24 protein-coding genes, 1 tRNA gene and 1 pseudogene are annotated in these 20616 nt (G+C 72.6%); 17 read left to right on the top strand and 9 right to left on the bottom strand.

Annotation, left to right across the window (positions count from 1 at the left end):
* Positions 1-65: 65 nt before the first annotated feature.
* Both L2C96_RS28660 and L2C96_RS28655 read right to left on the bottom strand, forming a co-directional pair.
* Positions 66-1661, bottom strand: a complete 1596-nt coding sequence (locus tag L2C96_RS28660; RefSeq protein ID WP_237338401.1) for an ABC transporter permease — start codon at positions 1659-1661, stop codon at positions 66-68.
* Positions 1658-2554 (bottom strand): ABC transporter ATP-binding protein, encoded by an 897-nt coding sequence (locus L2C96_RS28655; protein WP_020419465.1) that lies wholly within the window; start codon positions 2552-2554, stop codon positions 1658-1660. The genes L2C96_RS28660 and L2C96_RS28655 overlap by 4 nt, the downstream gene beginning before the upstream one ends.
* Before the next feature lie 93 nt (positions 2555-2647).
* Between L2C96_RS28655 and L2C96_RS28650 the strand changes: the two genes are divergently transcribed.
* Positions 2648-3112, top strand: a complete 465-nt coding sequence (locus L2C96_RS28650) for a GbsR/MarR family transcriptional regulator (protein ID WP_425550239.1) — start codon at positions 2648-2650, stop codon at positions 3110-3112.
* On the opposite strand, the gene L2C96_RS28645 is transcribed toward L2C96_RS28650, so the two are convergent.
* The gene (locus tag L2C96_RS28645; RefSeq protein WP_237338399.1) at positions 3109-3672 is read right to left on the bottom strand and encodes a TetR/AcrR family transcriptional regulator; all 564 of its coding nucleotides are present in this window, start codon (positions 3670-3672) and stop codon (positions 3109-3111) included. The two genes, L2C96_RS28650 and L2C96_RS28645, sit on opposite strands and share 4 nt — an antisense overlap.
* 90 nt (positions 3673-3762) lie before the next feature.
* Between L2C96_RS28645 and L2C96_RS28640 the strand changes: the two genes are divergently transcribed.
* From L2C96_RS28640 to L2C96_RS28605, 8 genes are all read left to right on the top strand, one after another.
* Complete coding sequence (locus L2C96_RS28640) at positions 3763-4398, top strand: NAD(P)-dependent oxidoreductase (protein WP_237338398.1); 636 nt, start codon at positions 3763-3765, stop codon at positions 4396-4398.
* A 9-nt stretch (positions 4399-4407) separates the two neighbouring features.
* Positions 4408-5133, top strand: a complete 726-nt coding sequence (locus L2C96_RS28635; protein WP_237338397.1) for an SGNH/GDSL hydrolase family protein — start codon at positions 4408-4410, stop codon at positions 5131-5133.
* 122 nt (positions 5134-5255) lie between these two features.
* Positions 5256-6401, top strand: a complete 1146-nt coding sequence (locus tag L2C96_RS28630) for a C1 family peptidase (RefSeq protein ID WP_237338396.1) — start codon at positions 5256-5258, stop codon at positions 6399-6401.
* A gap of 13 nt (positions 6402-6414) precedes the next feature.
* On the top strand, positions 6415-7038 hold the full coding sequence (locus L2C96_RS28625; protein WP_237338395.1) for a hypothetical protein: 624 nt from the start codon (positions 6415-6417) through the stop codon (positions 7036-7038).
* Positions 7039-7110: 72 nt separating this feature from the next.
* Entirely contained in the window at positions 7111-7449 is a 339-nt protein-coding gene (locus L2C96_RS28620; RefSeq protein WP_237338394.1) for a protease inhibitor I42 family protein, read from the top strand.
* A 104-nt stretch (positions 7450-7553) separates the two neighbouring features.
* The gene (locus L2C96_RS28615) at positions 7554-8159 is read left to right on the top strand and encodes an RNA polymerase sigma factor (RefSeq protein ID WP_027936087.1); all 606 of its coding nucleotides are present in this window, start codon (positions 7554-7556) and stop codon (positions 8157-8159) included.
* Positions 8156-8638 carry a hypothetical protein gene (locus L2C96_RS28610; protein ID WP_020419474.1) on the top strand — a complete coding sequence of 161 codons (483 nt, stop codon included), beginning with the start codon at positions 8156-8158 and terminating at the stop codon, positions 8636-8638. Before L2C96_RS28615 ends, L2C96_RS28610 begins: the two co-directional genes overlap by 4 nt.
* A 43-nt stretch (positions 8639-8681) precedes the next feature.
* Complete coding sequence (locus L2C96_RS28605) at positions 8682-11264, top strand: CHAT domain-containing protein (protein ID WP_237338393.1); 2583 nt, start codon at positions 8682-8684, stop codon at positions 11262-11264.
* On the opposite strand, the gene L2C96_RS28600 is transcribed toward L2C96_RS28605, so the two are convergent.
* The gene (locus tag L2C96_RS28600; protein ID WP_237338392.1) at positions 11261-11701 is read right to left on the bottom strand and encodes an SRPBCC family protein; all 441 of its coding nucleotides are present in this window, start codon (positions 11699-11701) and stop codon (positions 11261-11263) included. The two genes, L2C96_RS28605 and L2C96_RS28600, sit on opposite strands and share 4 nt — an antisense overlap.
* Before the next feature lie 91 nt (positions 11702-11792).
* Here L2C96_RS28600 and L2C96_RS28595 point away from each other — a divergent pair, with 91 nt between their 5' ends.
* Complete coding sequence (locus L2C96_RS28595) at positions 11793-12122, top strand: antitoxin (protein ID WP_308191190.1); 330 nt, start codon at positions 11793-11795, stop codon at positions 12120-12122.
* Between the two features lie 3 nt (positions 12123-12125).
* Here the strand turns inward: L2C96_RS28595 and L2C96_RS28590 are convergent, their stop codons facing one another.
* Together L2C96_RS28590 and L2C96_RS28585 are read right to left on the bottom strand one after the other, a co-directional pair.
* Entirely contained in the window at positions 12126-13079 is a 954-nt protein-coding gene (locus L2C96_RS28590) for a prephenate dehydrogenase (RefSeq protein ID WP_020419478.1), read from the bottom strand.
* A 21-nt stretch (positions 13080-13100) separates the two neighbouring features.
* The gene (locus L2C96_RS28585) at positions 13101-14327 is read right to left on the bottom strand and encodes a M20 metallopeptidase family protein (protein WP_237338391.1); all 1227 of its coding nucleotides are present in this window, start codon (positions 14325-14327) and stop codon (positions 13101-13103) included.
* 58 nt (positions 14328-14385) lie between these two features.
* Here L2C96_RS28585 and L2C96_RS28580 point away from each other — a divergent pair, with 58 nt between their 5' ends.
* From L2C96_RS28580 to L2C96_RS28565, 4 genes are all read left to right on the top strand, one after another.
* Positions 14386-14868, top strand: coding sequence for a tRNA adenosine deaminase-associated protein (locus tag L2C96_RS28580; RefSeq protein WP_020419480.1), 483 nt, complete (start codon positions 14386-14388; stop codon positions 14866-14868).
* A gap of 1 nt (position 14869) precedes the next feature.
* On the top strand, positions 14870-15322 hold the full coding sequence (locus L2C96_RS28575) for a nucleoside deaminase (RefSeq protein WP_020419481.1): 453 nt from the start codon (positions 14870-14872) through the stop codon (positions 15320-15322).
* Positions 15323-15372: 50 nt separating this feature from the next.
* Positions 15373-15585 (top strand): CsbD family protein, encoded by a 213-nt coding sequence (locus L2C96_RS28570; RefSeq protein WP_020419482.1) that lies wholly within the window; start codon positions 15373-15375, stop codon positions 15583-15585.
* Positions 15586-15630: 45 nt separating this feature from the next.
* Positions 15631-15717 (top strand) — tRNA-Ser (locus L2C96_RS28565).
* A gap of 51 nt (positions 15718-15768) precedes the next feature.
* Here L2C96_RS28565 and L2C96_RS28560 read toward each other — a convergent pair.
* Positions 15769-16236: a hypothetical protein gene (locus tag L2C96_RS28560; protein WP_237338390.1), complete on the bottom strand. Its 468-nt coding sequence runs from the start codon at positions 16234-16236 to the stop codon at positions 15769-15771.
* Between the two features lie 219 nt (positions 16237-16455).
* On the opposite strand from L2C96_RS28560, the gene L2C96_RS28555 reads away from it, so the two are divergent.
* Positions 16456-16857, top strand: coding sequence for a hypothetical protein (locus L2C96_RS28555; RefSeq protein ID WP_020419484.1), 402 nt, complete (start codon positions 16456-16458; stop codon positions 16855-16857).
* Between the two features lie 124 nt (positions 16858-16981).
* Positions 16982-19363: a DUF8508 domain-containing protein gene (locus tag L2C96_RS28550; RefSeq protein WP_308191189.1), complete on the top strand. Its 2382-nt coding sequence runs from the start codon at positions 16982-16984 to the stop codon at positions 19361-19363.
* Positions 19364-19399: 36 nt separating this feature from the next.
* On the opposite strand, the gene L2C96_RS28545 is transcribed toward L2C96_RS28550, so the two are convergent.
* Complete coding sequence (locus L2C96_RS28545; RefSeq protein ID WP_020419486.1) at positions 19400-19657, bottom strand: YbaB/EbfC family nucleoid-associated protein; 258 nt, start codon at positions 19655-19657, stop codon at positions 19400-19402.
* Between the two features lie 95 nt (positions 19658-19752).
* Here L2C96_RS28545 and L2C96_RS28540 point away from each other — a divergent pair, with 95 nt between their 5' ends.
* Positions 19753-19920, top strand: coding sequence for a hypothetical protein (locus L2C96_RS28540; protein ID WP_237338389.1), 168 nt, complete (start codon positions 19753-19755; stop codon positions 19918-19920).
* Positions 19921-20012: 92 nt separating this feature from the next.
* Here L2C96_RS28540 and L2C96_RS45380 read toward each other — a convergent pair.
* A pseudogene (locus L2C96_RS45380) lies at positions 20013-20547 on the bottom strand (IS5 family transposase).
* Positions 20548-20616: the final 69 nt, after the last annotated feature.

Here is a 20616-nt window from a genome sequence, read left to right as displayed (position 1 = left end):
AAAACGGAGTGGCAGAGCCCGGCCCCCCCGACAGGCCCGGGCTCTGCCACTCGAACGACCAGGTACTACCCGATGTCGCGCCGATGAAAACGTGCCAGACCCGTGGCAAGCGCGACCACCGCGATCCCGAGCAGCCACGCGAACGGCGCGACCGCGAAATCGGCGCTCGGCAGCTTCGGCACGTGCGTGAACGGCGAGACGTCGAGCAACAGCTGCGGCGCCTGCACGACCGGCCCGAACAGCGACAGCAGGAGGAACGCCGCCGCCACCCCCCACGCCGCCGTCGCGAACTTCGGCGCGAACCCGAACACCACCACGGCGATCCCGACGACCACCCACACCGCGGGCACCTGCGCGACCGTCGCGCCGAGCACCGCGGGCACCTGGCCGCTCACGTCGCCGACGCGCAACCCGTGCAGCAGTCCCGCGAACACCCCCGACACGACCAGCAGCAGAGCCGTCCCCAGCAGCGAGAACACCAGGTGGCTACCGGCCCACTGCAACCGGCGCACTCGGGTCGCCAGCAGCGGCTCCAGCCGCAGCGCGGTCTCCTCCGCGCGCATCCGCAGCGTCGCCTGCACCGCGTACATCGAGGCGACCATTCCGAAGATGCCGGCGATCGCGGCGAGGAACGTGTCGACCAGGCTCTGCGCGCCGCCCAGCCGCTCGAGCATCTGCTGGGCCTGCGCGCTCTCGCCGACGATGTCGCCGATGCCGGCGGCCAGCGAGCCGAACATGGCCCCCAGCACCGCGAAGCCGACGGTCCAGCCGATCAGCACGCCCTTGTGCAGCCGCCAGGCCAGCGCGAACGGCGACCGCAGCCCGGGCGCCGCCACCGGCGGGCCGGGACGAGCCGGGAAGATGCCCATTCCGACGTCCCGCAGCGGCAGCAGCCGGTAGGCCACCGCCCCCAGCACGACGGCCACCGCGACCAGCAGCAGCGCGACGGCCCACCGGTCCCCGGCGAACGGCCGGATCTGCGTCGACCACCCGAGTGGCGACAGCCAGGACAGCCATGAGATGTCCGTGGCCGAGTCGCCGACCGCGCGCAGCAGGAACGCGACCCCGAGCACCGCGGAGGCGATGCCGTTCGCGGTGCGCGAGTACTCGGCGAGCTGGGCGGCGATGGCGGCGACCGCGGCGAACAGCAGCCCGGTCAGCGTGGTCCCGAGCCCGAACGCCACCGACCCGCCCGCGGGCAGCCCCGCGCCGATCAGGCCGAGCGCCACCAGCAGCCCGGTCCCCACCGCGCCGATGGCGGCGGTGATCAGCGCGGCCGTCAAGGCGGCGTAGCGCCCGGTCACGGTCGACGACAGCAGCTCCTGCCGCCCGGTGTCCTCCTCCTGGCGGGTGTGCCGCGTGACCGTGAAGATGCAGGCCAGCGCTGTGAACAGGGGCAGGAACACACCGAAGCGCCACGCCGTGAACCCGCCCGCGGTGGACAGGTCGAACGGTGGCCCGTAGAGCAGGGTGATCGACGGGTTCGCGCTCATCCCGGTCGTCAGCGCCGCCCGGCTGGCCGCGTCCGGGTACAGCTGGTCGTAGGCGCCGGCGCTGCTCGCCGGCAGCACGCCGATCACCAGCGCCCAGAGCGGCAGCACGACCCGGTCCCGCCGCAGCGCGAGACGCACCAGGTGCCGGGTGCCCACCAGCGCGGTCACCGTGAGCTCGCTTCGGTCGTGTAGTGGCGCAGGAACAGCTCCTCCAGCGTCGGCGGCTGGCTGGTCAGGCTGCGCACGCCGACCTCGGTCAGCTTGCGCAGCACCTGGTCCAGCGACTGGGTCTCGACGTCGAAGCGGACGCGGTTGCCGTCCACCTTGAGGTCGTGCACCTCGGCCAGCGAGCCGAGCCCGTTCGGGTGGCCGGCGAGCTCCGCCACGATCGACGTGCGGGTCAGGTGCCGCAGTTCGCTCAGCGTGCCGGTCTCCACCGCGTGCCCGTTGCGGATGATGCTGACCCGGTCGCACAGCGCCTCGACCTCGGCGAGGATGTGGCTGGACAGCAGCACCGTGCGGCCCTTGTCGCGCTCCTCCTGGATCGCGTACTGGAAGGTGGCCTCCATCAGCGGGTCGAGGCCGGAGGTCGGTTCGTCGAGGATCAGCAGCTCGACATCGGAGGAGAGGGCCGCGACGATCGCGACCTTCTGCCGGTTGCCCTTGGAGTAGGTGCGGCCCTTCTTCTTCGGATCGAGGTCGAACCGCTCGATCAGCTCGTCACGGCGGCGCTTGTCGAGCCCGCCGCGCAGCCGCCCGAGCAGGTCGATGACCTCGCCGCCGGACAGGTTGGGCCAGAGGTTGACGTCTCCGGGGACGTAGGCGAGCCGGTGGTGCAGGCTCGCGGCGTCGCGCCAGGGGTCGCCGCCGAGCAGGCGGACGGTGCCCCGGTCCGCGCGCAGCAGACCGAGCAGGACGCGGATGGTGGTCGACTTCCCGGCCCCGTTCGGGCCGAGGAAGCCGTGCACTTCTCCGGTCTTGACCTGCAGGTTCAGGTCGTCGAGGGCCTTGGTCGCACCGAACGACTTGTGCAGGCCCTCGATGGAGATGGCGTTGTCCATGCGGCCGAAGCTACAGTGATTTCACAAAGTTGTGAAGTTAGGAAAACGTATAGATTGGCTGAAGCGCTGGACGAGTGAGGGAGGATGATCTCCATGCGGGACGAAGAGACGGTTCGCCGGTACGTCGAGCGGCTGGCTCTCGTGCTCAATCAGCTCGGCATCCAGCGCATGGCCGCGCGCGTGTTCGCCGCGCTCGTGGTCACCGACGACAGCCGGCTCACCGCGGCGGAGCTGGCAGAGAACCTGCAGGTCAGCCCGGCGGCGGTGTCCGGGGCGGTGCGCTACCTGGAGCAGGTGGGGCTGGTCGAGCGGGAGCGGGAGCCCGGATCGCGGCGCGACCACTTCCGGGTGCTCGACGACATGTGGTACGCCAGCATGCGCAAGCGCGACCGGTTCGTGGAGATGTGGCGGGACGCGGCCGCGGAGGGCATCGACGCGGTGGGGGCGGACACCCCGGCCGGCAGGCGGCTCGCCGACATGCGCGACTTCCTGTCGTTCATCATCAAGGAGCTGCCGCTGCTGTTCGAGCGCTGGGAGAAGGAGCGGGCGAGCCGCTAGGGCAGGACGGCCTTGACGAGCTTGCGCGCCAGCGTCGTGGGGTCCCCGGCGTCGGTGTCCCAGTGCCGCAGGAACCCCTGCTGGAAGGCGGCGCCCAGCAACAGCGTCGCGATCGCGTCGGGGTCCGATGTGGACGGCAGGCGGCGCAGGTCCCGTTCCGCGCGGAGGTAGTTCGCCAGCCGGGTCACGGGGGTGCGCGGCCCGGCGCCGTGCTCGTGGATCGCGGCGCGGTGGGCCGCCAGCAGTTCCCGCGAGGAGAACAGGGACGCGCCGATCGGGAAGCTCTCGGTGTAGAAGTCGATCGCCGTGCTGGTGATCCGGACCAGGTTGCCGCGCACCGTGTGCCGTCCGGGTGTGAGGTCGCCGAGCACCGCGTTCAGCCCGGGCAGCTGCGAGGTCATCACGCCGAGGAAGATCTCCGTCTTGTCCGCGAAGTGCTTGTACAGCGCCGCTTCCGAAAACCCGGCGGCGCGGGCGATCTCCTTGGTGGTGGCGCGCGCGTAGCCCTGCTCGCGCATCACCTCCGCGGCCGCGGCCAGGATCTTCTCCCGAGTTCCCATGCGTCCTCAGCGTTCTCTCAGTGCTCGCTTGACGGTTAGTGAGTGCTCACCCACCATAGCAGGTGAGTGAACACTAACCAGGGAGGAAACATGAAGCTGACGGTGTTCGGCGCGACCGGCGGGACGGGTGTGGAGGTTGTGCGGCAGGCGCTCGCCGCGGGTCACCAGGTCACGGCGGTGGTGCGTGATCCGGCGCGGCTGGACGTGCCGGCGCAGGCGCGGCTGGAGGTCGTGACCGCGGACGTGTTCGACGCGGATTCGCTGGTGCCCGCCATCACCGGCCGCGAGGCCGTGCTGTCCGCGCTGGGCCCCCGCGACCGGGGGCCGAGCGTGATCTGCCGGGACGGGACGAGCGCCATCATGACCGCGATGGCGGCGGCCGGCGTGCGACGGCTGGTCGTGGTGAGCAACAGCGGCATGCACCGCGAGGGGGACGGGTGGTTCACGCGGCTGGTGGTCAAGCCGCTGCTGATCCGCATGCTGCGCGAGGGGTACGCCGACATGGGCGAGATGGAGCGCCGGGTGATCGAGTCCGGGCTCGACTGGACGATCGTGCGCCCGCCGAAGCTCAACGACGGCCGTCACACCGGCCACATCGCGAGCGAGACCAGGGGGAACGTGCGCGGCAGCTTCACCATCTCCCGTGCCGACCTGGCCGACTACGTGCTGCGCGCGGCCGCGGATCCGGAGTTGACGAGGATGGCCGTGTCGATCGCCAAGGGCTAATGTGAACGGGTGTCAACTTCACGTGCTGCCCTGACTCTCGCGGCCACCGTCGGACTCGCCCCGGTGCTGGTCGCCCAGGGCTTGCACGTGCGCCGGACGACACCGCGGCTGCCGGGCGCGTCCGGACCGCTGCGGGGCTCGGCGCCCGGGCCGGACCCGTTGCGGTTGCAGGTGATCGGCGAGTCCACTGTGGATGGCGTCGGCGCGGAGACGCACGAGGAGGCGCTGACCGGGCAGCTGGCCGCGGCGCTGGCCCGCAGGCTGGGGCGCGGGATCGACTGGCGCGTGGCGGGGCGGACGGGCGCCAACGCGCGCACCGTCCGGACGGAGCTGCTGGGCGAGGCGTGCCGGGAGCGGGCGGACCTGGTCGTGGTGGCGCTCGGCGTCAACGACACCATCGAGATGCGCTCACCCGCCCGCTACCGACGCGACCTGCTGGAACTGGTGGTGACGGCGCGACGGGCGCTCGGGCCGGTCCCGGTGCTGCTGGCCGGCGTCCCGCCGCTCGCCGCGTTCCCGTCGCTGCCGCAGCCGTTGCGCCTTGTGCTGGGCCTGCGGGGTGAGGCGCTGGACGCGGCGGCGGCGACGCTCGCGGAGCTGCCGGGGGTCACGCACTGCCCGGTGCCGCGCGAGGTGGTCGACCCGGAGCTGTTCGCCGCGGATGGGTTCCACCCCGGACCGGCCGGCTACCGGCTGTGGGCGGACAAGCTGGCGGAGGCCGTCGCATTGGGCTGATCGGGTGAAACCGGCCGCCGCCGACCAGGTGCTTTGGAAAAACTTCTGTCGCTGTGTATCTGGCGAGGGCCTCCCCGCGTCATAGGGGGCGTTGGCTGGTTGCACACCGACTGGAGGAACGCATGAGCTCTCCCCGGCCCTTCGCCGAGGAAATCCGCGCCGTGCGCGATTCCCTTGCCACGATGGGGGATCCGTGGCAGGCGGGGGAGACGGTGCTCAGCCGGCTGGCGGGCGAGTCGCGCAGGGTGCGACTGGGGGTGCCGGCCCCGAGCGCGGCCGAAGTGGAAGCCCGGGCCGAGTTGCCGGGGCGGATGCTCGAGGTCGCGCTCGGGGCCGCCGGCCAGCCGTGCACCGCGCTGCACGCGCCGGGCAGCACGCTGCCCGCCAAGTTCGACCTCCGCGACGTGTGCGGCCGCAGCTACGTCACGCCGGTGAAGGACCAGGGGGAATCGGGGTCCTGCAGCGCGTTCGGCACCATCGCGGCGCTCGAGGGGACCGCCGCCTACACGCGCCGCAACACCGGCATGCGGCTCGACCTGTCGGAGGCGCACCTGTTCTTCGGGTTCGCGCCGGGACACCGCAAGCCGGGTGACACCGGGTCCTGGCCGGACGACCTGATGGGGGACTGCGCGGCCAAGGGCGTCACCTTCGAGGACTACTGGCCCTACTCGGACGAGGGCGCCGGCGCGCTGCACCCGAACTGGGTGAACCGCGTCGCGCGTGCGGAGGGCGTCGTCGACCTGACCCAGGACCCGGCCGCGATCAAGCACCACATCTACGGCTACGGCCCGGTCACCGCGTGCATGGTGATCTACGACGACTTCTTCCACTACACCGGCGGCATCTACCGCGCCACCACGACGGAGAGCAACGGCGGGCACTGCGTCGCGCTCATCGGCTGGGACGACGAGCAGAACTGCTGGATCGGCAAGAACTCCTGGGGCACCGACTGGGGTGAGGGCGGGTTCTTCCGGATCGCCTACGGCGAGGCCTTCATCGAGGACTACCCGGAACCGCGGCCGACGACCCTCGGCTGCACCGGGGTCACCCTGCGCGCGTGGCTACCGCCGCAGCGCGCGCTGCGCCTGTTCTCGGCCGGTGCCGGTGAATGGGTGTGCCTGGAGCAGCTGGGCTGGGTCCGGCTCGCGGGGGACGCCGCGGGCGTGAGCCGTCAGCTCGCGCTGCTCGCCGAGGCTCGGGCGGGTGGGCATCCCGTCAGCCCGTTCCTCGACCAGGGCGTGCTGACCAAGGTTGCCACCACCTACTGATGGGGAGCGAAGCATGACCACGAGCAAGAGCGAGACGCCGGACTCCGGCCCGCAGGACGACCCGAACGCCGAACTCGCCGAACTGACCAGGGAGACGCCCGGCTCCGACGGCCCGGCCGGCGTCTACGACCCGAACACCCCGCCGCCGACGGGGGTTTACGACCCGAACACGCCGCCGCCGACGGGGGTGTACGACCCCAATACGCCGCCGCCGACGGGGGTGTACGACCCCAATACGCCGCCGCCGACGGGGGTGTACGACCCCAATACGCCGCCGCCGACGGGTGTCTACGACCCCAACACCCCGCCGCCGACCGGTGTCTACGACCCCAACACGCCGCCCCCGAGCGGGGTCTACGACCCGAACACCCCGCCGAACGGCAACGGCACGCCGGCCCACCCCGCGCCGCAGGCGCAGGGTGTCTGGGTGCACAACCGGCAGGTCGCGCGGCTGTGGTCGACGAGCGCCAACCCGGGCGTCTGGGTGGACATCGCGGGCCTGGGCTGGAAGCGGCTCGCCGCCACCGCGGACGGGCGCAGCTCCCTGACGACGCTGGCACTGCTGGCCCGCAACCACGGGCTGCCGGTGTCCTTCCACGAGAACGCCGCCGGGCAGATCGACCAGATCCTGGTCTGACGACGGCACGCAGACCGGCGGTGGCCGGCAGCCGAGGGGGCCGCCGGCCACCGCCACCCTGGGGAGCTTCCAGTGACACAGATCCGGCTCGCACAGGCGGATTCGGGGGAGACGGCGCGGCTCCACGTGGGGGACACGGTGGAGCTGCGCCTGCCGGAGGTCCGCGCGTCGGGTTACCGGTGGCGCTGGCGGTTGCCGGACGCGGTCCGCGTGGTGGCGGACGAGCACGTCCGGTCCAGGGAGGTGGCCCACGGGGAGGGGCCACCGGGCGAGGGGGGTGTGCGCCGGCTGGCGCTCGACGTCGTCGAGCCCGGCCGGCACCTGCTCCGGGCGGAGCTGGCGCGGCCGTGGGAGGTGGAGCCGCGCCGCTCCGTCACGTTCGTGCTCGCCGTGACTGCTCCAAACGAGTGATGTTGTGTATCTGGCGTCCGCCTTCGTGCTCTGCACGGTGACGGAGCCGGAGATACTGCCTAGCGCTGACCCGAGGAGAACCACGCGAAGTGGGGGCGAACGCGGTGACGGAAGCGAGGACCGCCGAGGCGGATCCGTCCTGGGAGGGACTCCGCGGACCGGAGCTGTTCGAGGCGTGCCTGGCCGCGGCGCGGGCGGGGGACAAACGCGCGCTGAACCGGCTGGTCGCCGAGCTCACCCCGCTGGTGTGGAACGTGGCGCGCGGCCAGGGGCTGGACAGCCACTCGGCCGAGGACGTGGTGCAGACCGTGTGGCTGGCTCTGGTCAGCCACCTCGACCGGCTGCGTGAGCCGAAGGCGCTCGCCGGCTGGCTGGTCGTCACCGCCCGGCACGAATCGCAGCGCGTGCGCGGGCGGAAACCGCCGCCGGTGCCGTTGACCGACGAACTGGCCGAGACCGTGGCGAGCACCGAGCCCGCGCCCGAGGCCGAGGTGCTGCGCACCGAGCGTGACCAGCGGCTCTGGCGTGCCTTCCGCAGGCTTCCGCAGCGGTGCCAGGAACTGCTGCGGCTCACCGTGCTCGCCGGTCGCGCCGAGTACCGGCTCGTCGCCGAAGCGCTGCAGATGCCGCGCGGCAGCATCGGACCCAACCGCGGCCGCTGCCTGAAGACGATGCGCGAACTGCTGGACATCGAAGGGGGCAGCGTATGAACGACAATCTGCCAGGGGGTGGGGCGCACCCCGGCGACGAAGACCTGCTGGCCGATCTGGGCCGGGTGCTGGCCGCCGTCGACCCGCCCCCGGACGGCCTGGTCGAGCGCGTGCAGTTCGCCCTCGAACTGGAGAACCTCGACTTCGAGATCGCGCAGTGGGAGCGGGCCGACCCGGCGCTGGCCGGCGTCCGCAGCATCACCGACGAGGGCACGATCACGTTCACGGTCAGCGATCTCACGGTGATGATCAACTTGACCAGGGTCGGGCACTGCCACCGCATCGACGGCTGGCTGGTGCCCGCCGCCGCGCACGGGGTCGAGGTGCGGGTGGCCGAGCACGGCTCGTCGTCGACGGTGGCCGACGAGGGCGGCCGGTTCGTGCTCGACGACGTGCCGCGCGGCACCACCCAGATCGTGATCTCGGTCGGCGGGGCCAGCAGCCGCCGCACCGTCGTCACGCCCGCGGTCGTCCTCTGACCGGCTGCTCCCCCCGGCCCGCGGATGTGCTCAGATAGACCACGTGTCAGCTCAGCGTGAGTCCCGGCGTGCGCTGGGCCGGGCATCGGCGCTGCGCGGGCGGGCGGCGGACGCGGCGGGCAACTTCCGCAACGTGGAGGCGGTGCGGCTGTTCAACCGCGCGTTGCGGGTGCTCGCGGACGGGCCGGACGACGTCGAGTGGATCACCCTGCGGGCACGGGTCCTGCTCGGCCTCGCGATGTCGGAGGCCGAGACCGGCTCGGCGGCGGCCGGCCTGCGCCACCTCGACGACGCCCTGCGGCTGACCGATCGGCTGCCGCCCGGGCCGCCACAGCGGGTCCTGCGTGCGCTGGTCGGCGCCCAGCGCGCGCTGGTGCTCGGCCGGATCGGCCGGTTGTCCGAAGCGCTGGCGCTGTTCGACGAGATCCTGCCGGTGCTGGAAAACGAGGCCGACGACAACGCGCTGTCGCTGACCCGCAACCTGATGAACCGCGCCAACATCAACGTCGAGCTGCAGCGGCCCGCGGCGGCGCTGGCGGACCTGCGGCGCTGCCTCGAACTGGCCACCGAGCACGGCCTGACCCGGCTGGAGGGCAAGGTCCGGCACCTGCTGGGCGAGCAGGGGCAGCTCCTCGGCGACATCCCCGGCGCGTTGCGGCACTACGAGCAGGCCGCGCGGATCTACGAGGACGCCGCTCCCGGCTGGCTCGCCCGGCTGCGCGTCGACCAGGCCAGGGCGCTGCTCGTCGCCGGTCTGGCCGAGGACGCGGCGCGGCACCTCGACGAGGTGCTGCCCGAGCTGTATGCGACGCGCAACGTGCAGGACATCGCCGAGGCCGAGGTCGCCCGCGCCGCGGCCGCGATCCTCGACAACGACCACGGCCGGGCCCGCGAGCTGGCCGAGCTCGCGCGTCGGCGGTTCCTCCGGCGCGGCAACGAACGCTGGGCGGCGGTCGCCGCGCTGACCCGGCTGCGTGCCGACGCCACTGAGGTCCTCGGCGGCACGCGCCGCCCGCCGGCGCGGCTCGTCACGGGTCTCACCGGGCACGCCGACCGCCTCGCGGAACTGGGGCTGCGGGACGAAGCGGCGGTGGCCCGGCTGCTCGCGGTGCGGCTGCTGCTCCGCCGTGGGGACGTCGGCGCGGCCGAGGAGCTGCTCGCGCGGGTGCCGCGGCCGCGCCGCACCACGCCGATCGACCACGTCATGCTGCTCCGGCTGTGCCGGGCCGAACTCGCCGTGGCGACCGGCCGTCCGCGTGCGGCGCTGGCGCAGGCGCGCAGCGGCTTCGCCGAGCTGAGCCGCGTGCGCGACCGGATGGGCGGGCTGGACCTGGTGTGCGGGACCGCGGTGCACGGCCAGGAGCTGGGCCGTCTCGCGGTGGGGCTGGTGCTCGGCACGACCCGCGGCCACGCCGGCGCGCGCAGGCTGTTCGCCTGGCAGGAGCGGACGCGCGCGCAGGTCTACCGGTACGAGCCGCTGCCCGCGATCGACGATCCGGTGCTCGCCCGGCTCATCACCGAGATGCGCCAGGTGCAGCGGCTCGCGCAGCAGAACCGCCTCGACGGCAGGCCGGTGGCGGCGCTGGAGCAGCGCTACACCCGGCTGCAGCGGGAGGCTGGCCGCCTCGGCTGGTACACCAGCCCGTGGGGCAGGCCCCGCCCGGTAAGCTCACCCGAGGAGGTGGCCACCGAGCTGGGCGACCGCGTGCTGGTCAGCCTGATCGGCCAGGACGGCGAGCTGTCCGCGGTGGTCGTGCGGGACGGCCGGTTCCGGCTGGTACGGCTGGGCGGGCTGGACGAGGTCGTGGAGATCACCAAGCAGCTGCACGCCGACCTGAACGCGCTGGCCCCGGACCACCTGCCGCCGCCACTGGTCGCGGCCGTCACGGCGTCCGCGGAGAAGCGCGCCCGGCTGCTCGACGAGCGGGTCGTGCGGCCGCTCGCGGACGCGATCGGCGACCGTGAGCTGGTGATCGTGCCGACCGGGCCGCTGTACGCGCTGCCGTGGCCTGCGCTGCCATCGTTGCGTGGCCGTCCGCTGTCGATCGCGCCGTCGGCGACCGCGTGGGTGACCGCGATGCGCCGCGAGCTGATCGACCCGGTCGTGCTGGTCGGCGGGCCGGACGTGCCCGGCGCGATCGGCGAGGTGCGGCAGCTGCGCGCGGTCTACCCGTCGGCGACGCTGGTCGACGGACCGGCGGCGACCAGTTCGGCGGTGCTGGAAGCGCTCGACGGGTCGGGCCTGGCGCACCTGGTCGCGCACGGCGCGCACGAACCGGCGAACGCGTTGTTCTCGCGGCTGGAACTGGTCGACGGGCCGCTGTTCGCGCACGAGACCGCGCGGCTGCGGCGCCCGCCGGATCGGGTGGTGCTGGCCTCGTGCGAGCTGGCGATGAGCCACATCCGGCCCGGCGAGGAGGCGCTGGGGTTCGCCGGCGCGCTGCTGGCGAGCGGGTCCCGCACGATCGTCGGGGCGATCGCGCGGGTGGGCGACCGGGCGGCGGCGGAGGCGATGACCGACCTGCACCAGCGGCTCGCGTCCGGGATCTCCCCGGCGCTGGCGCTGGCGCACGCGACCGCCGCCGATCCGCTGCGCCGCCCGTTCCTCTGCCTCGGCGCCGGTTAGCGCTCGGCGGCCTTGACCAGCTTCGCGGACAGGAACTTGATCGCCCCCGCGAGCGCGGCGCGCACGACCGGCCCGGTGCCGGGGATCTTCTCCTGGAACGACCCGCGCCAAGTCAGCCGCGTGCCGGTGCCGTTGGGCTCGAAGGTCACCTCGCCGCGGTAGTCGCGAACCGGCGCCGGCTCGGCGAAGGTGTAGACGTGGCGGCGGTCCTGCTCGTACTCGAGCGTCTCCTCACGCATGAGCAGCGGCCACGCGCCGACGGCCCGGATCGCGCCCACCCCGCCTGCCGGGTCGGCCCACCGGTCCCAGCGGGACACGACGATGAGCGGTTTCGCCCAGTCGGACCAGCGGGCGCCGTCGGTCTCCAGCCGGAAGAGGGTCGCGGGCGGCGCGCTACTGGTGCGGGTGATCTCGAAGGAGAACGTCCTGGCGGGCATCGGTGACCTTTCCGCTCGGGTAGGGGTTACCGAGCAGTAAACCAGGGGCTTACCGGATGCGGGGGGCCTGACCTTGGGGTTTCATGGATTCATGGGCATCGACTTCAACGAGATCAAGAAAAAGGCGCAAGAGGCGCTCGGCCACAACGCCGGCAAGATCGAGCAAGGCCTGGACAAGGCGAGCGGCTTCGCCAAGTCGAAGTTCGGCCAGCACTCCAGCAAGATCGACAACGTCACGTCGAAGGCGAAGGACTTCCTGCACAAGCAGTCCGGCGGCGGGCACGGCGAGCCCGGCCCGCAGGGCGGCCCCGGACCGGCCGGACCCCAGACCGGACCCCAGACCGGACCCCAGAGCGGACCCCAGAGCGGACCCGAGACCGGACCCCAGAGCGGCCCGACCGGACCGACCAGCCAGCCGTAACCGTTACGGCACCTCGCCGATGGCGGTGTCCTCGGTGAGGGAAGTGATGCGGCCGCCGCGCTCGCCGAGCGCACGCAGGCCGTCGCGGGCGTCCGGCGCGCCCAGCGCGACGCGGACGCCCGACAGCGTGGCCTGCCTGGCGGCCGCAAGCGCTTGCGCGCCCTGGTGACCCGAGTCGATGCTGACGGCGAGGCCGCCGGTCGAGGCCAGCGACCCGCGCAGGGCGCCGAGCCGGCCGAGGGCTTCGTCGATCACCGGCAGCAGCGCTTCGCGGTTGCCCTCGGTCATCGCGCGCACCAGCGCCGGCCGGGTGGCGGCCACGCGGGTGCCGTCGGTGTAGGAGCCGGCGGCCAGCGCCATCGCGACCGGCCCGCCGTCCGCCCCCACGGCCGCGAGCACCGCGGCCAGCAGGTGCGGGAGGTGGGAGATCCGGGCGACCGCCTCGTCGTGCGTGGCCGCGGTCAGCGGAACCACGTGCGAGCCGAGGTCGATCGCCAGCCGGGCCACCTCGGCCCACGCGCCGAGATCGGTGTCGTCCTCGACGCACACCACCCACGCCGCGCCGCCGAACAGCGCGGCGTTGCCGGCCCGCCAGCCGGACTCGGCGGTGCCCGCCATCGGGTGCCCGCCGACGTATCGCGCGTTCGGCGCGAACGCCCGCGCGGCCGTCAGCACACCCGTCTTCACGCTGGTCACGTCGGTGAGCAGGCACGACGGCGCGCACACGTCGACCGTCCGCAGCACCTCCTCGACGGCGGTCAGCGGCACGGCCAGCACCACCAGCGCGTCCCGGTCGGCGGCCCGCCGCAGCGCGGCTTCCACGTCGGTCGAGGCGTCGAACCCGTCAGCCGCCGCCGCCTCGGCGTCGGCCGCCGAAGTCGTCGCGCCCCACACCTCGCGCCCCACCGCCGCGGCCGCGCGCAGCACCGAGCCGCCGATCAACCCGAGCCCGATCACGCATACGTCTCGCACGGGGCGTCATCCTGCCAGGGCGTCGAGGGCGAAGGCCGCGTACATCGCGACACCCGCCGGGAAAGCGCCTTCGTGGTGGCGCACGCGGTTGGAGTGGTTGGTCGGCGCCTCCGCCGGGTCGACGTCCGGCGGGCACGCGCCGAGGAACGCGAACGCGCCCGGAACCCGCTGCAGCACGTACGAGAAGTCCTCGGCACCCATGATCGGGTCGGCCATCAGCTCCGCGCGGCCGAGCACGCGCTGGGCGAGGTCCAGCACCCGCAGCGCCTGGTCCGGGTCGTTCACGGTGACCGGGTAGCCGGGCTCGATGTCGACCAGCACGCGGCAGCCGTGCGCCTCGCCGACCGCTTCGCACACCTTCGGCAGCTCGGCCTTCACCAGCGCGCGGGTGGACTCGGACAGCGTGCGGATCGTGCCCGCGACCTCCGCGGTCTCCGGGATGATGTTGGTCGTCGTACCGGCCTGGATGCGGGTCACCGACACCACCGCCGGGTCGAACACGCTGACCCGCCGCGTCACCATCGTCTGCAGCGCGCCGACCATCGCCGCGGCCGCCGGCACCGGGTCGATCGCGTTGTGCGGGCTGGACCCGTGCCCGCCCTTGCCGGTGACCTGGACCGTGAACGTGTCGTTCGAGGCCATCAGCGGTCCCGGCCGCGTGGTGATCAGCCCGGACTCGACGTGGGACAGCAGGTGGATGCCGAAGGCCTTCTCGGCCCGCGAGCCGGCGGCGTCCAGCACGCCTTCGTGGATCATGTGCCGCGCGCCGTGGTAGCCCTCCTCGCCCGGCTGGAACATGAACACGACCGACCCGGCCAGCTCGTGCCGGTGGGCCGCGAGCAGCCGCGCGGCGGAGGCGAGCATCGCGGTGTGGCCGTCGTGGCCGCACGCGTGCATTGTCCCGTCCACTTCGGAGGCGAACTCCAGCCCGGTGTCCTCCTGCAGCGGCAGCGCGTCCATGTCCCCGCGCAGCAGCACCGCGGGCCCGTCCTGCGCGCCGCGCAGCACGGCGGTCAGCGCGGAGGTCGACTTCCCCTCGACGATCTCCAGCGGGAGGCCCTCCAGCGCCCGCCGGACGGCGGCCTGCGTGTGCGGCAGGTGGAGGCCCTGCTCCGGCCTCCGGTGGATCTCACGGCGCAGCGCGACGGTGGCCGGTTGCAGAGCCTCGGCCTCGGAGAGCAACGCGGCGAGCCGGGTGTCCGGCAAAGGGGGCAACTCCGTGGGTCCCGTCATCTTCCGATCCTCGCAGAGCGACTGCACCGATGATCCGTCCAGGTATACGGTGTGCGCTATGTCGGTGAAGGAGCCGGTTGCGGGATTCGCGGTGGCCGTGGTCCGGGAGGACGGCAAGTGGCGCTGCAGCGCGCTCGACGCCGGCGCACTCACGGGGTTGGACGCCGCCATCACCGAGCTGGCCAAGTTGCGGTCCACGGGGGCCGTGTTCGGCCTGCTCGCGGTGGACGACGAGTTCTTCGTGATCGTGCGGCCGAGCCCGCGCGGACCGTCCCTGCTGCTCTCGGACGCGGCGGCGGCGCTGGACTACGACATCGCCGCCGACGTGCTCGACGTGCTGCGGGTCGATCCGCCGGACGAGGAGGACGACTCCATCTGGCCGGAGGGCGACCTCGACATCCTCGCCGACGTCGGCCTGCCCGGGCCCGAGCTCGAGGTGATCGCGGGTGAGGTCGACCTCTACCCGGACGAGCAGCTGCAGATGATCGCGCAGCGCTGCGGGTTCGGTGGCGAGTTCACCGCGCTGCTCGACGAGATCTGACGTGTCCGACGCCGACCTGGTGTCCGTGGCGCTGGCCGCGGCGCGGGAGGCCGGCCCGGACGTGCCGATCGGCGCTGCCGTGTTCGCACCCGACGGCCGCCTGCTCGCCAGCGCCCACAACGCCCGCGAGGAGCTGGGCGACCCGACGGCGCACGCCGAGGTCATCGCGCTGCGGGAGGCGGCCCGCGAGTTCGGCGACGGCTGGCGGCTGGACGGCTGCACGCTCGCGGTGACGGTCGAGCCGTGCACGATGTGCGCCGGGGCGCTGGTGCTCGCGCGCGTGGCCCGGGTCGTGTTCGGGGCGTGGGAGCCGCGCACCGGGGCGGTCGGTTCGCTGTGGGACGTGGTGCGCGACCGGCGGCTCAACCACCGGCCGGAGGTGCGCGGCGGGGTCCTGGAGGCCGAGTGCGCCGCGCTGCTCGCCGAGTTCTTCACCGGTCACCGGGACGTGTGACGCCGCGCGAGGCGGGGTAGCCCTCAGTCGACCGCGTCGAAGGAGGGTCGATGAACGTCGTGAAGAACCGGATGACGAGCCGGTCCCGCCAGGCCAAGGGCGGGGCGCGGGAGCTGTTCGGCCGCCTCACCGGCAACCGCCGCCACCAGAGCGCCGGTCGTGCCGAGCGGATCCGCGGTGTCGTGCGCGAGACGACGACCGAAGTGGCGGACTGGGCGGCCACCGCCGCGCGGGACGCGCAGCGCCGCTTCCGCTCCAGGTGAGGAGTGCCTGCAAGCCGCTCTTGGGCGTCTAGTAACCTAGTCGGCGGTAGCGTGTCCGAGCGGCCGAAGGAGCACGACTCGAAATCGTGTGACGGTTGACCCCGTCCGTGGGTTCAAATCCCACCGCTACCGCCGGATCGAACGCCGGGTCTCCCCAGGGAGGCCCGGCGTTCGTCGTTTCCGCTACCGCACGTCCACGGTGGTCTCGGCCGCGGCGGCGCCGTTCGCGGACAGGGTCAGGGTGGCGGTGCCGAAGGTGACGTCGAGGACCTTCGCCGCCCAGATCGGGTTCGGGCAGGCAGGCACGGGTCCGACGCCCACCGCTTTGCTCGTGAGCTGGAAGGCGGATCGCCCGTGGTGCGGGATCTGCTTCCGCCCGCTGGTCGCCGTGACCTCGACCTCGGTGTCCTGCCCGGTGACCCGGTGCCCGGCCGGGTTGACGCACTCGACCCGCGCGGTGCCGGCTGCCTTGGCGGTGATCTCGAAGGTCGTGCCGCCGAGGCCGGCCACCTCGCCGGTGCACTCGAATCCGGCGCCGGTGTCGCTGCACGCCGCGGCGCCGGTGACGAAGTGGCCGTTGTCCGCCTGCGCGGGCGCGGCGAGCGCCGCGACGGCGAGCGCGCCCGCGAGGACGCCGAGCATCCGCCTCATCTGCCTGCCTTTCGTCGGGGAACCCAGTCTCGGCTCGCCCGGCTCTCGACGGCGGCCCGCTCACACGGACGGGTGGCACGGTTCGCCCGCCTGGGGCCCGCAGACGATCCGTACCGGCCGCTCCCCGCCTGCGGGAACAGCCCGCCGGCGTGCGTGGGATCCGCCAGCGCCAGGTCGTAGGTTCATCCTCTTGGTCACTTCTTCTGCTGGGGGTACCCGATGAGACTGCTCAACGTCCGCACCCTGTCCGCGGCGGCGGCTGTGGCGGCCGCCGGCGTGCTGGTGCCGGCCGGCACCGCGGCCGCCATGCCCGACCCGCCGGGCGACAGCTGGGACCACACCTTCACGGCCCCCGGCGTCACCGTCTACGTCGAGGAGTACGGCGACCGGATCTCCGTCTGCGACAGCGCGGCGAACGGCTCGAGCGCGCAGGTCAACGTCTGGGCTGACGGCGGGTGGCGTTACAAGGCCGTCGCCAGTGGCGGCTTCGGGAGCTGCGTGACGCACTCGGCGAGCGAGGGCGGTGCCTACAACCTGCCGGAGGGCGCGTTCATCGAGCTCTACTACAAGGGCGTCAGCACCGGTTACGCCACCAGGAGCACGTACGTCAACGACCACTGAGGCACCCTCCGTAGGTCGTAGGCCGGGCGGACGAACCGTTACCGGTTGTTGCCGCTGAGTCTTCCTTCGTCTCACCTCATAGAGGGAAGATGCCTCGACTGTTGATCAGACGAGGGGACTCAGGGTGACGACCAGTCGAAGAATCGGCGTGCTCGCCGCTGCTGCTCTGGCGGGCGCGACCGTCGCCGCCGCACCGGCGTCGGCGGCGAGCCCGGACGTCGTGATCGCCGAGGTCTACGGCGGTGGTGGCAACAGCGGCGCCACGCTGACCAGCGACTTCATCGAGATCGCCACGGTGGGCGGCAGCTTCGCCCTGGACGGCTGGAGCGTGCAGTACCTGCCCGGTTCGCCCAGCGCGTCGAGCAGGTGGCAGGTGACCGCGCTGACCGGCTCCGTCGCGGCGGGCGGCCGGTACCTGGTAGCCGAGGCCACCGGATCGGGTGGCACGGTCTCGCTGCCCACCGCCGACGCCGCCGGATCGATCTCGATGGCCGCGGGGTCCGGCACGGTCGCCCTCGTCCAGGGCACCACTGCCCTCACCTGCCTCACCGCGGCCGACTGCGCCGCCGACCCGCGGGTCCGCGACCTCGTCGGATACGGCTCGGCGACCGTCCGCGAAGGCAGCCCGGCGCCCGCGCCGAGCAACACCACCTCGGTCGCGCGCGCGACGCTGACCGACACCGACAACAACTCCACCGACTTCGCGGCAGGCGCCCCGACCCCGGTCAACACGAAGGGCGAGACCACCGGCGGTGACGCGGGCGGCACGCCGGCCAAGATCCACGACATCCAGGGCACGACCCGGCTGTCGCCCCTGGCAGGCAAGAAGGTCACCGACGTGACCGGGGTCGTCACCGCGCTGCGCACGTTCGGCTCCGCACGCGGGTTCTGGATGACCGATCCGCGGCCCGACGCCGACCCGCGCACCAGCGAGGGCGTGCTGGTGTTCACCGGCTCGACCACGCCCGCGGTGGCCGTCGGCGACGCGGTCACGGTGTCCGGCACCGTCACCGAGTACTACCCGGACAGCCAGACCGGCTCGATCTACCAGTCCACCACCGAGATCACCGGTCCGAAGTGGACTGTTCAGTCGAGTGGCAACCCGCTGCCGGCCGCGACCGCGATCACGCCGGCCACCGTGCCCGGCACCCTCGCCCCCAACGCCGGCGGCAACACCGAAGCCCTGCCGCTGGAGCCCGCGAAGTACTCGCTGGACTTCTGGGAGTCGCACGAGGGCGAGGTCGTCAGCGTGCAGGACGTCCGCGTGGTCGGGCCGTCCACCGAGTACTACGAGCTGTACGTGACCACCAAGCCGCGGGAGAACCGGACCGACCGCGGCGGCACGATCTACACCGGCTACGACAGCCCGAACACCGGCATCCTCAAGATCGAGTCGCTGATCCCGTTCGCGCAGCGCCCGTTCCCGCAGGCGAACACCGGCGACACGCTGACCGGTCTCACCGCGGGCCCGGTCGAGTACGACAGCTTCGGCGGGTACACGCTGCAGGCCACCACACTGGGCGAGGTCAAGGACGGCGGCATCCAGCGCGAGGTGACGCGCAAGCAGTCGCCGAGCGAGCTGGCCGTGGCCACCTACAACGTCGAGAACCTGTCCGCCGTGGACGACCAGGCCAAGTTCGACCAGCTGGCGCGCGGCGTCGTGGAGAACCTGGCGTCACCGGACATCGTGACGCTGGAGGAGATCCAGGACAACAACGGCCCCGAGGGCGAGGGCGACGGCGTGGTGGCCGCCGACCAGACGCTGAAGCGGTTCACCGACGCGATCGCCGCCGCAGGCGGGCCGCGTTACGAGTGGCGGCAGATCGACCCGCAGGACCTCACCGACGGCGGCGAGCCGGGCGGCAACATCCGCGTCGGGTTCCTGTTCAACCCGCGCCGGGTGTCCTTCGTGGACCGTCCGGGCGGCGACGCGACCACCGCGGTGTCCGTGGTGAAGGAGCGCGGCAAGCCGCACCTGTCGGTGTCGCCGGGGCGTGTCGACCCGGGCAACCCTGCGTGGGCGAACAGCCGCAAGCCGCTGGCCGGGGAGTTCGTCTTCCACGGCCACACGGTGTTCGTGATCGCCAACCACTTCAACTCGAAGGGCGGCGACCAGCCGACGCACGGCCGGTACCAGCCGCCGACGCGGAGTTCGGAGGTGCAGCGCGGGCAGCAGGCGCAGGTGCTGCGCGGGTTCGTCGACGAGCTGCTGAAGGCGGATCCCTTGGCGGACGTCATCGTCGCCGGCGACCTGAACGACTACCAGTTCTCGCCCGCGCTGAAGACGCTCACCGCGGGCGGCGCGCTGACCGACCAGATCGACCGGCTGCCCGCCGACGAGCGGTACAGCTACGTCTACGAGGGCAACTCGCAGGTGCTGGACCACATCCTGACCTCGCGGGCGCTGTGGTGGGTCGACTACGACGTGGTGCACATCAACGCCGAGTTCGCCGAGCAGGCGAGCGACCACGACCCGCAGATCATCCGGTACCGCCCGACCCTCTGACGCCGGGGCCGCCGTCGCCCTCCCGGGCGGCGGCGGTCAGCGGTGCAGCTGGCGGGCGCGACGTTGAGCGGCGCGGGCGGCCTGCAGCATCGCCTCGGCCAGGTCCGACGGCTTCACGTGCTCGAAGAGGGCGGAGTTGATCGCGACTTCGAGGACCTCCCCGTTGCCGGCGACCCCGACCTCGACCAGACCCCAGTCGTCCTGGGCGGTGACGACCTGCTGGGCGGCCTGACGCCGCCGGGCGGCCTGGCGCTCCTCCACGGCCTCGGACTGGGTGGTCAACTCGCGGTTCACCGGATCCTCTTCCTCTCACCTGGCTGCTACGACGTGACCGACTCCCCACCGGTTCCGTGGGGAACCAACCACAGGCGCGCAACGTCGGAAAGATCATGAACTGGGTACGCGCGACCGTCGACCACCTCTCCCGCCGCGAGGTCTCACCCGTGGTGCCGGCGACCCTGCGCGGCGACCTGAGCTGGGCGCGGGCGTACGTCCGCCGCGAGATGCCGAAGCCGGACACCCTGGAGCCGGAGAGCTGGCTCCGCCCGGCGAACTAGGAAGTGTCCTGTAAGTCATCGGAGCCAGAGGATGATGGCGGCGATGGTGAGTTCGGCTTGGTAGTAGGCGGCGCGTTTGGCGTCGCGGGTGGCTAGGTCGCGGAACTGTTTGAGCCGGTTGAGCGATGCCGTCGAGCAGTGGCAGTTGTGGGTTGTCGCCGGCGTGGCCGCCGGTGAGCAGCACCCGCATCGGCAGCCCGCGGCCATCGACGGCGAGGTGGATTGTGGTGCTCAGTCCTCCGCGGGAGCGTCCGAGTCCTTTCCCGTCGACCGCGAGCGCCTCGACGCCGGGGGCGCAGCCCCCCTTTTTTCCGGGCGCCAGCAGAATGCTGGTGCGCCCGGACCACGCTCGAATCAACCGAGATGACCCACGCGACCTCGCCGACCGAGGTGTCCTTGACGATCACCTCGTCCAGGATCTTCTGCCAGGCGCCGTCGGCGGTCCACAACCGCAACCGCTCGTGCACGGTCTTCCACGGCCCATACTGTTCGGGCAGGTCACGCCACGGAGCGCCGGCGTAGCTTCCACAGAATCGCGTCGAGCACCTGCCGGTGATCCCGCCACCGCCGACCCCGACCCGACACCGGCACCGACGGCTCAATTCGCGCCCACGCCCGATCCGTCACCTCACCCCGACCCACCACAACCCAAGATCAAACCAGAACCGCAGCTAGATCAATTACAGGACGCGAACT

This window comes from Amycolatopsis tucumanensis (assembly GCF_021654135.1).
In the GTDB taxonomy this organism is placed as follows: Bacteria; Actinomycetota; Actinomycetes; order Mycobacteriales; family Pseudonocardiaceae; genus Amycolatopsis_E; species Amycolatopsis_E tucumanensis.
Note: the sequence above shows the minus strand (reverse complement) of the source record. Positions and strands in the feature narration are given on the sequence as shown.

Coding starts and splice junctions, on each gene's coding strand:
- L2C96_RS28655 (WP_020419465.1), bottom strand. CDS start 2,554: ATGGACAACGCCATCTCCATCGAGGGCCTGCACAAGTCGTTCGGTGCG.
- L2C96_RS28650 (WP_425550239.1), top strand. CDS start 2,648: ATGCGGGACGAAGAGACGGTTCGCCGGTACGTCGAGCGGCTGGCTCTC.
- L2C96_RS28645 (WP_237338399.1), bottom strand. CDS start 3,672: ATGGGAACTCGGGAGAAGATCCTGGCCGCGGCCGCGGAGGTGATGCGC.
- L2C96_RS28640 (WP_237338398.1), top strand. CDS start 3,763: ATGAAGCTGACGGTGTTCGGCGCGACCGGCGGGACGGGTGTGGAGGTT.
- L2C96_RS28630 (WP_237338396.1), top strand. CDS start 5,256: ATGAGCTCTCCCCGGCCCTTCGCCGAGGAAATCCGCGCCGTGCGCGAT.
- L2C96_RS28625 (WP_237338395.1), top strand. CDS start 6,415: ATGACCACGAGCAAGAGCGAGACGCCGGACTCCGGCCCGCAGGACGAC.
- L2C96_RS28610 (WP_020419474.1), top strand. CDS start 8,156: ATGAACGACAATCTGCCAGGGGGTGGGGCGCACCCCGGCGACGAAGAC.
- L2C96_RS28600 (WP_237338392.1), bottom strand. CDS start 11,701: ATGCCCGCCAGGACGTTCTCCTTCGAGATCACCCGCACCAGTAGCGCG.
- L2C96_RS28595 (WP_308191190.1), top strand. CDS start 11,793: ATGGGCATCGACTTCAACGAGATCAAGAAAAAGGCGCAAGAGGCGCTC.
- L2C96_RS28585 (WP_237338391.1), bottom strand. CDS start 14,327: ATGACGGGACCCACGGAGTTGCCCCCTTTGCCGGACACCCGGCTCGCC.
- L2C96_RS28580 (WP_020419480.1), top strand. CDS start 14,386: ATGTCGGTGAAGGAGCCGGTTGCGGGATTCGCGGTGGCCGTGGTCCGG.
- L2C96_RS28570 (WP_020419482.1), top strand. CDS start 15,373: ATGAACGTCGTGAAGAACCGGATGACGAGCCGGTCCCGCCAGGCCAAG.
- L2C96_RS28560 (WP_237338390.1), bottom strand. CDS start 16,236: ATGAGGCGGATGCTCGGCGTCCTCGCGGGCGCGCTCGCCGTCGCGGCG.
- L2C96_RS28555 (WP_020419484.1), top strand. CDS start 16,456: ATGAGACTGCTCAACGTCCGCACCCTGTCCGCGGCGGCGGCTGTGGCG.
- L2C96_RS28540 (WP_237338389.1), top strand. CDS start 19,753: ATGAACTGGGTACGCGCGACCGTCGACCACCTCTCCCGCCGCGAGGTC.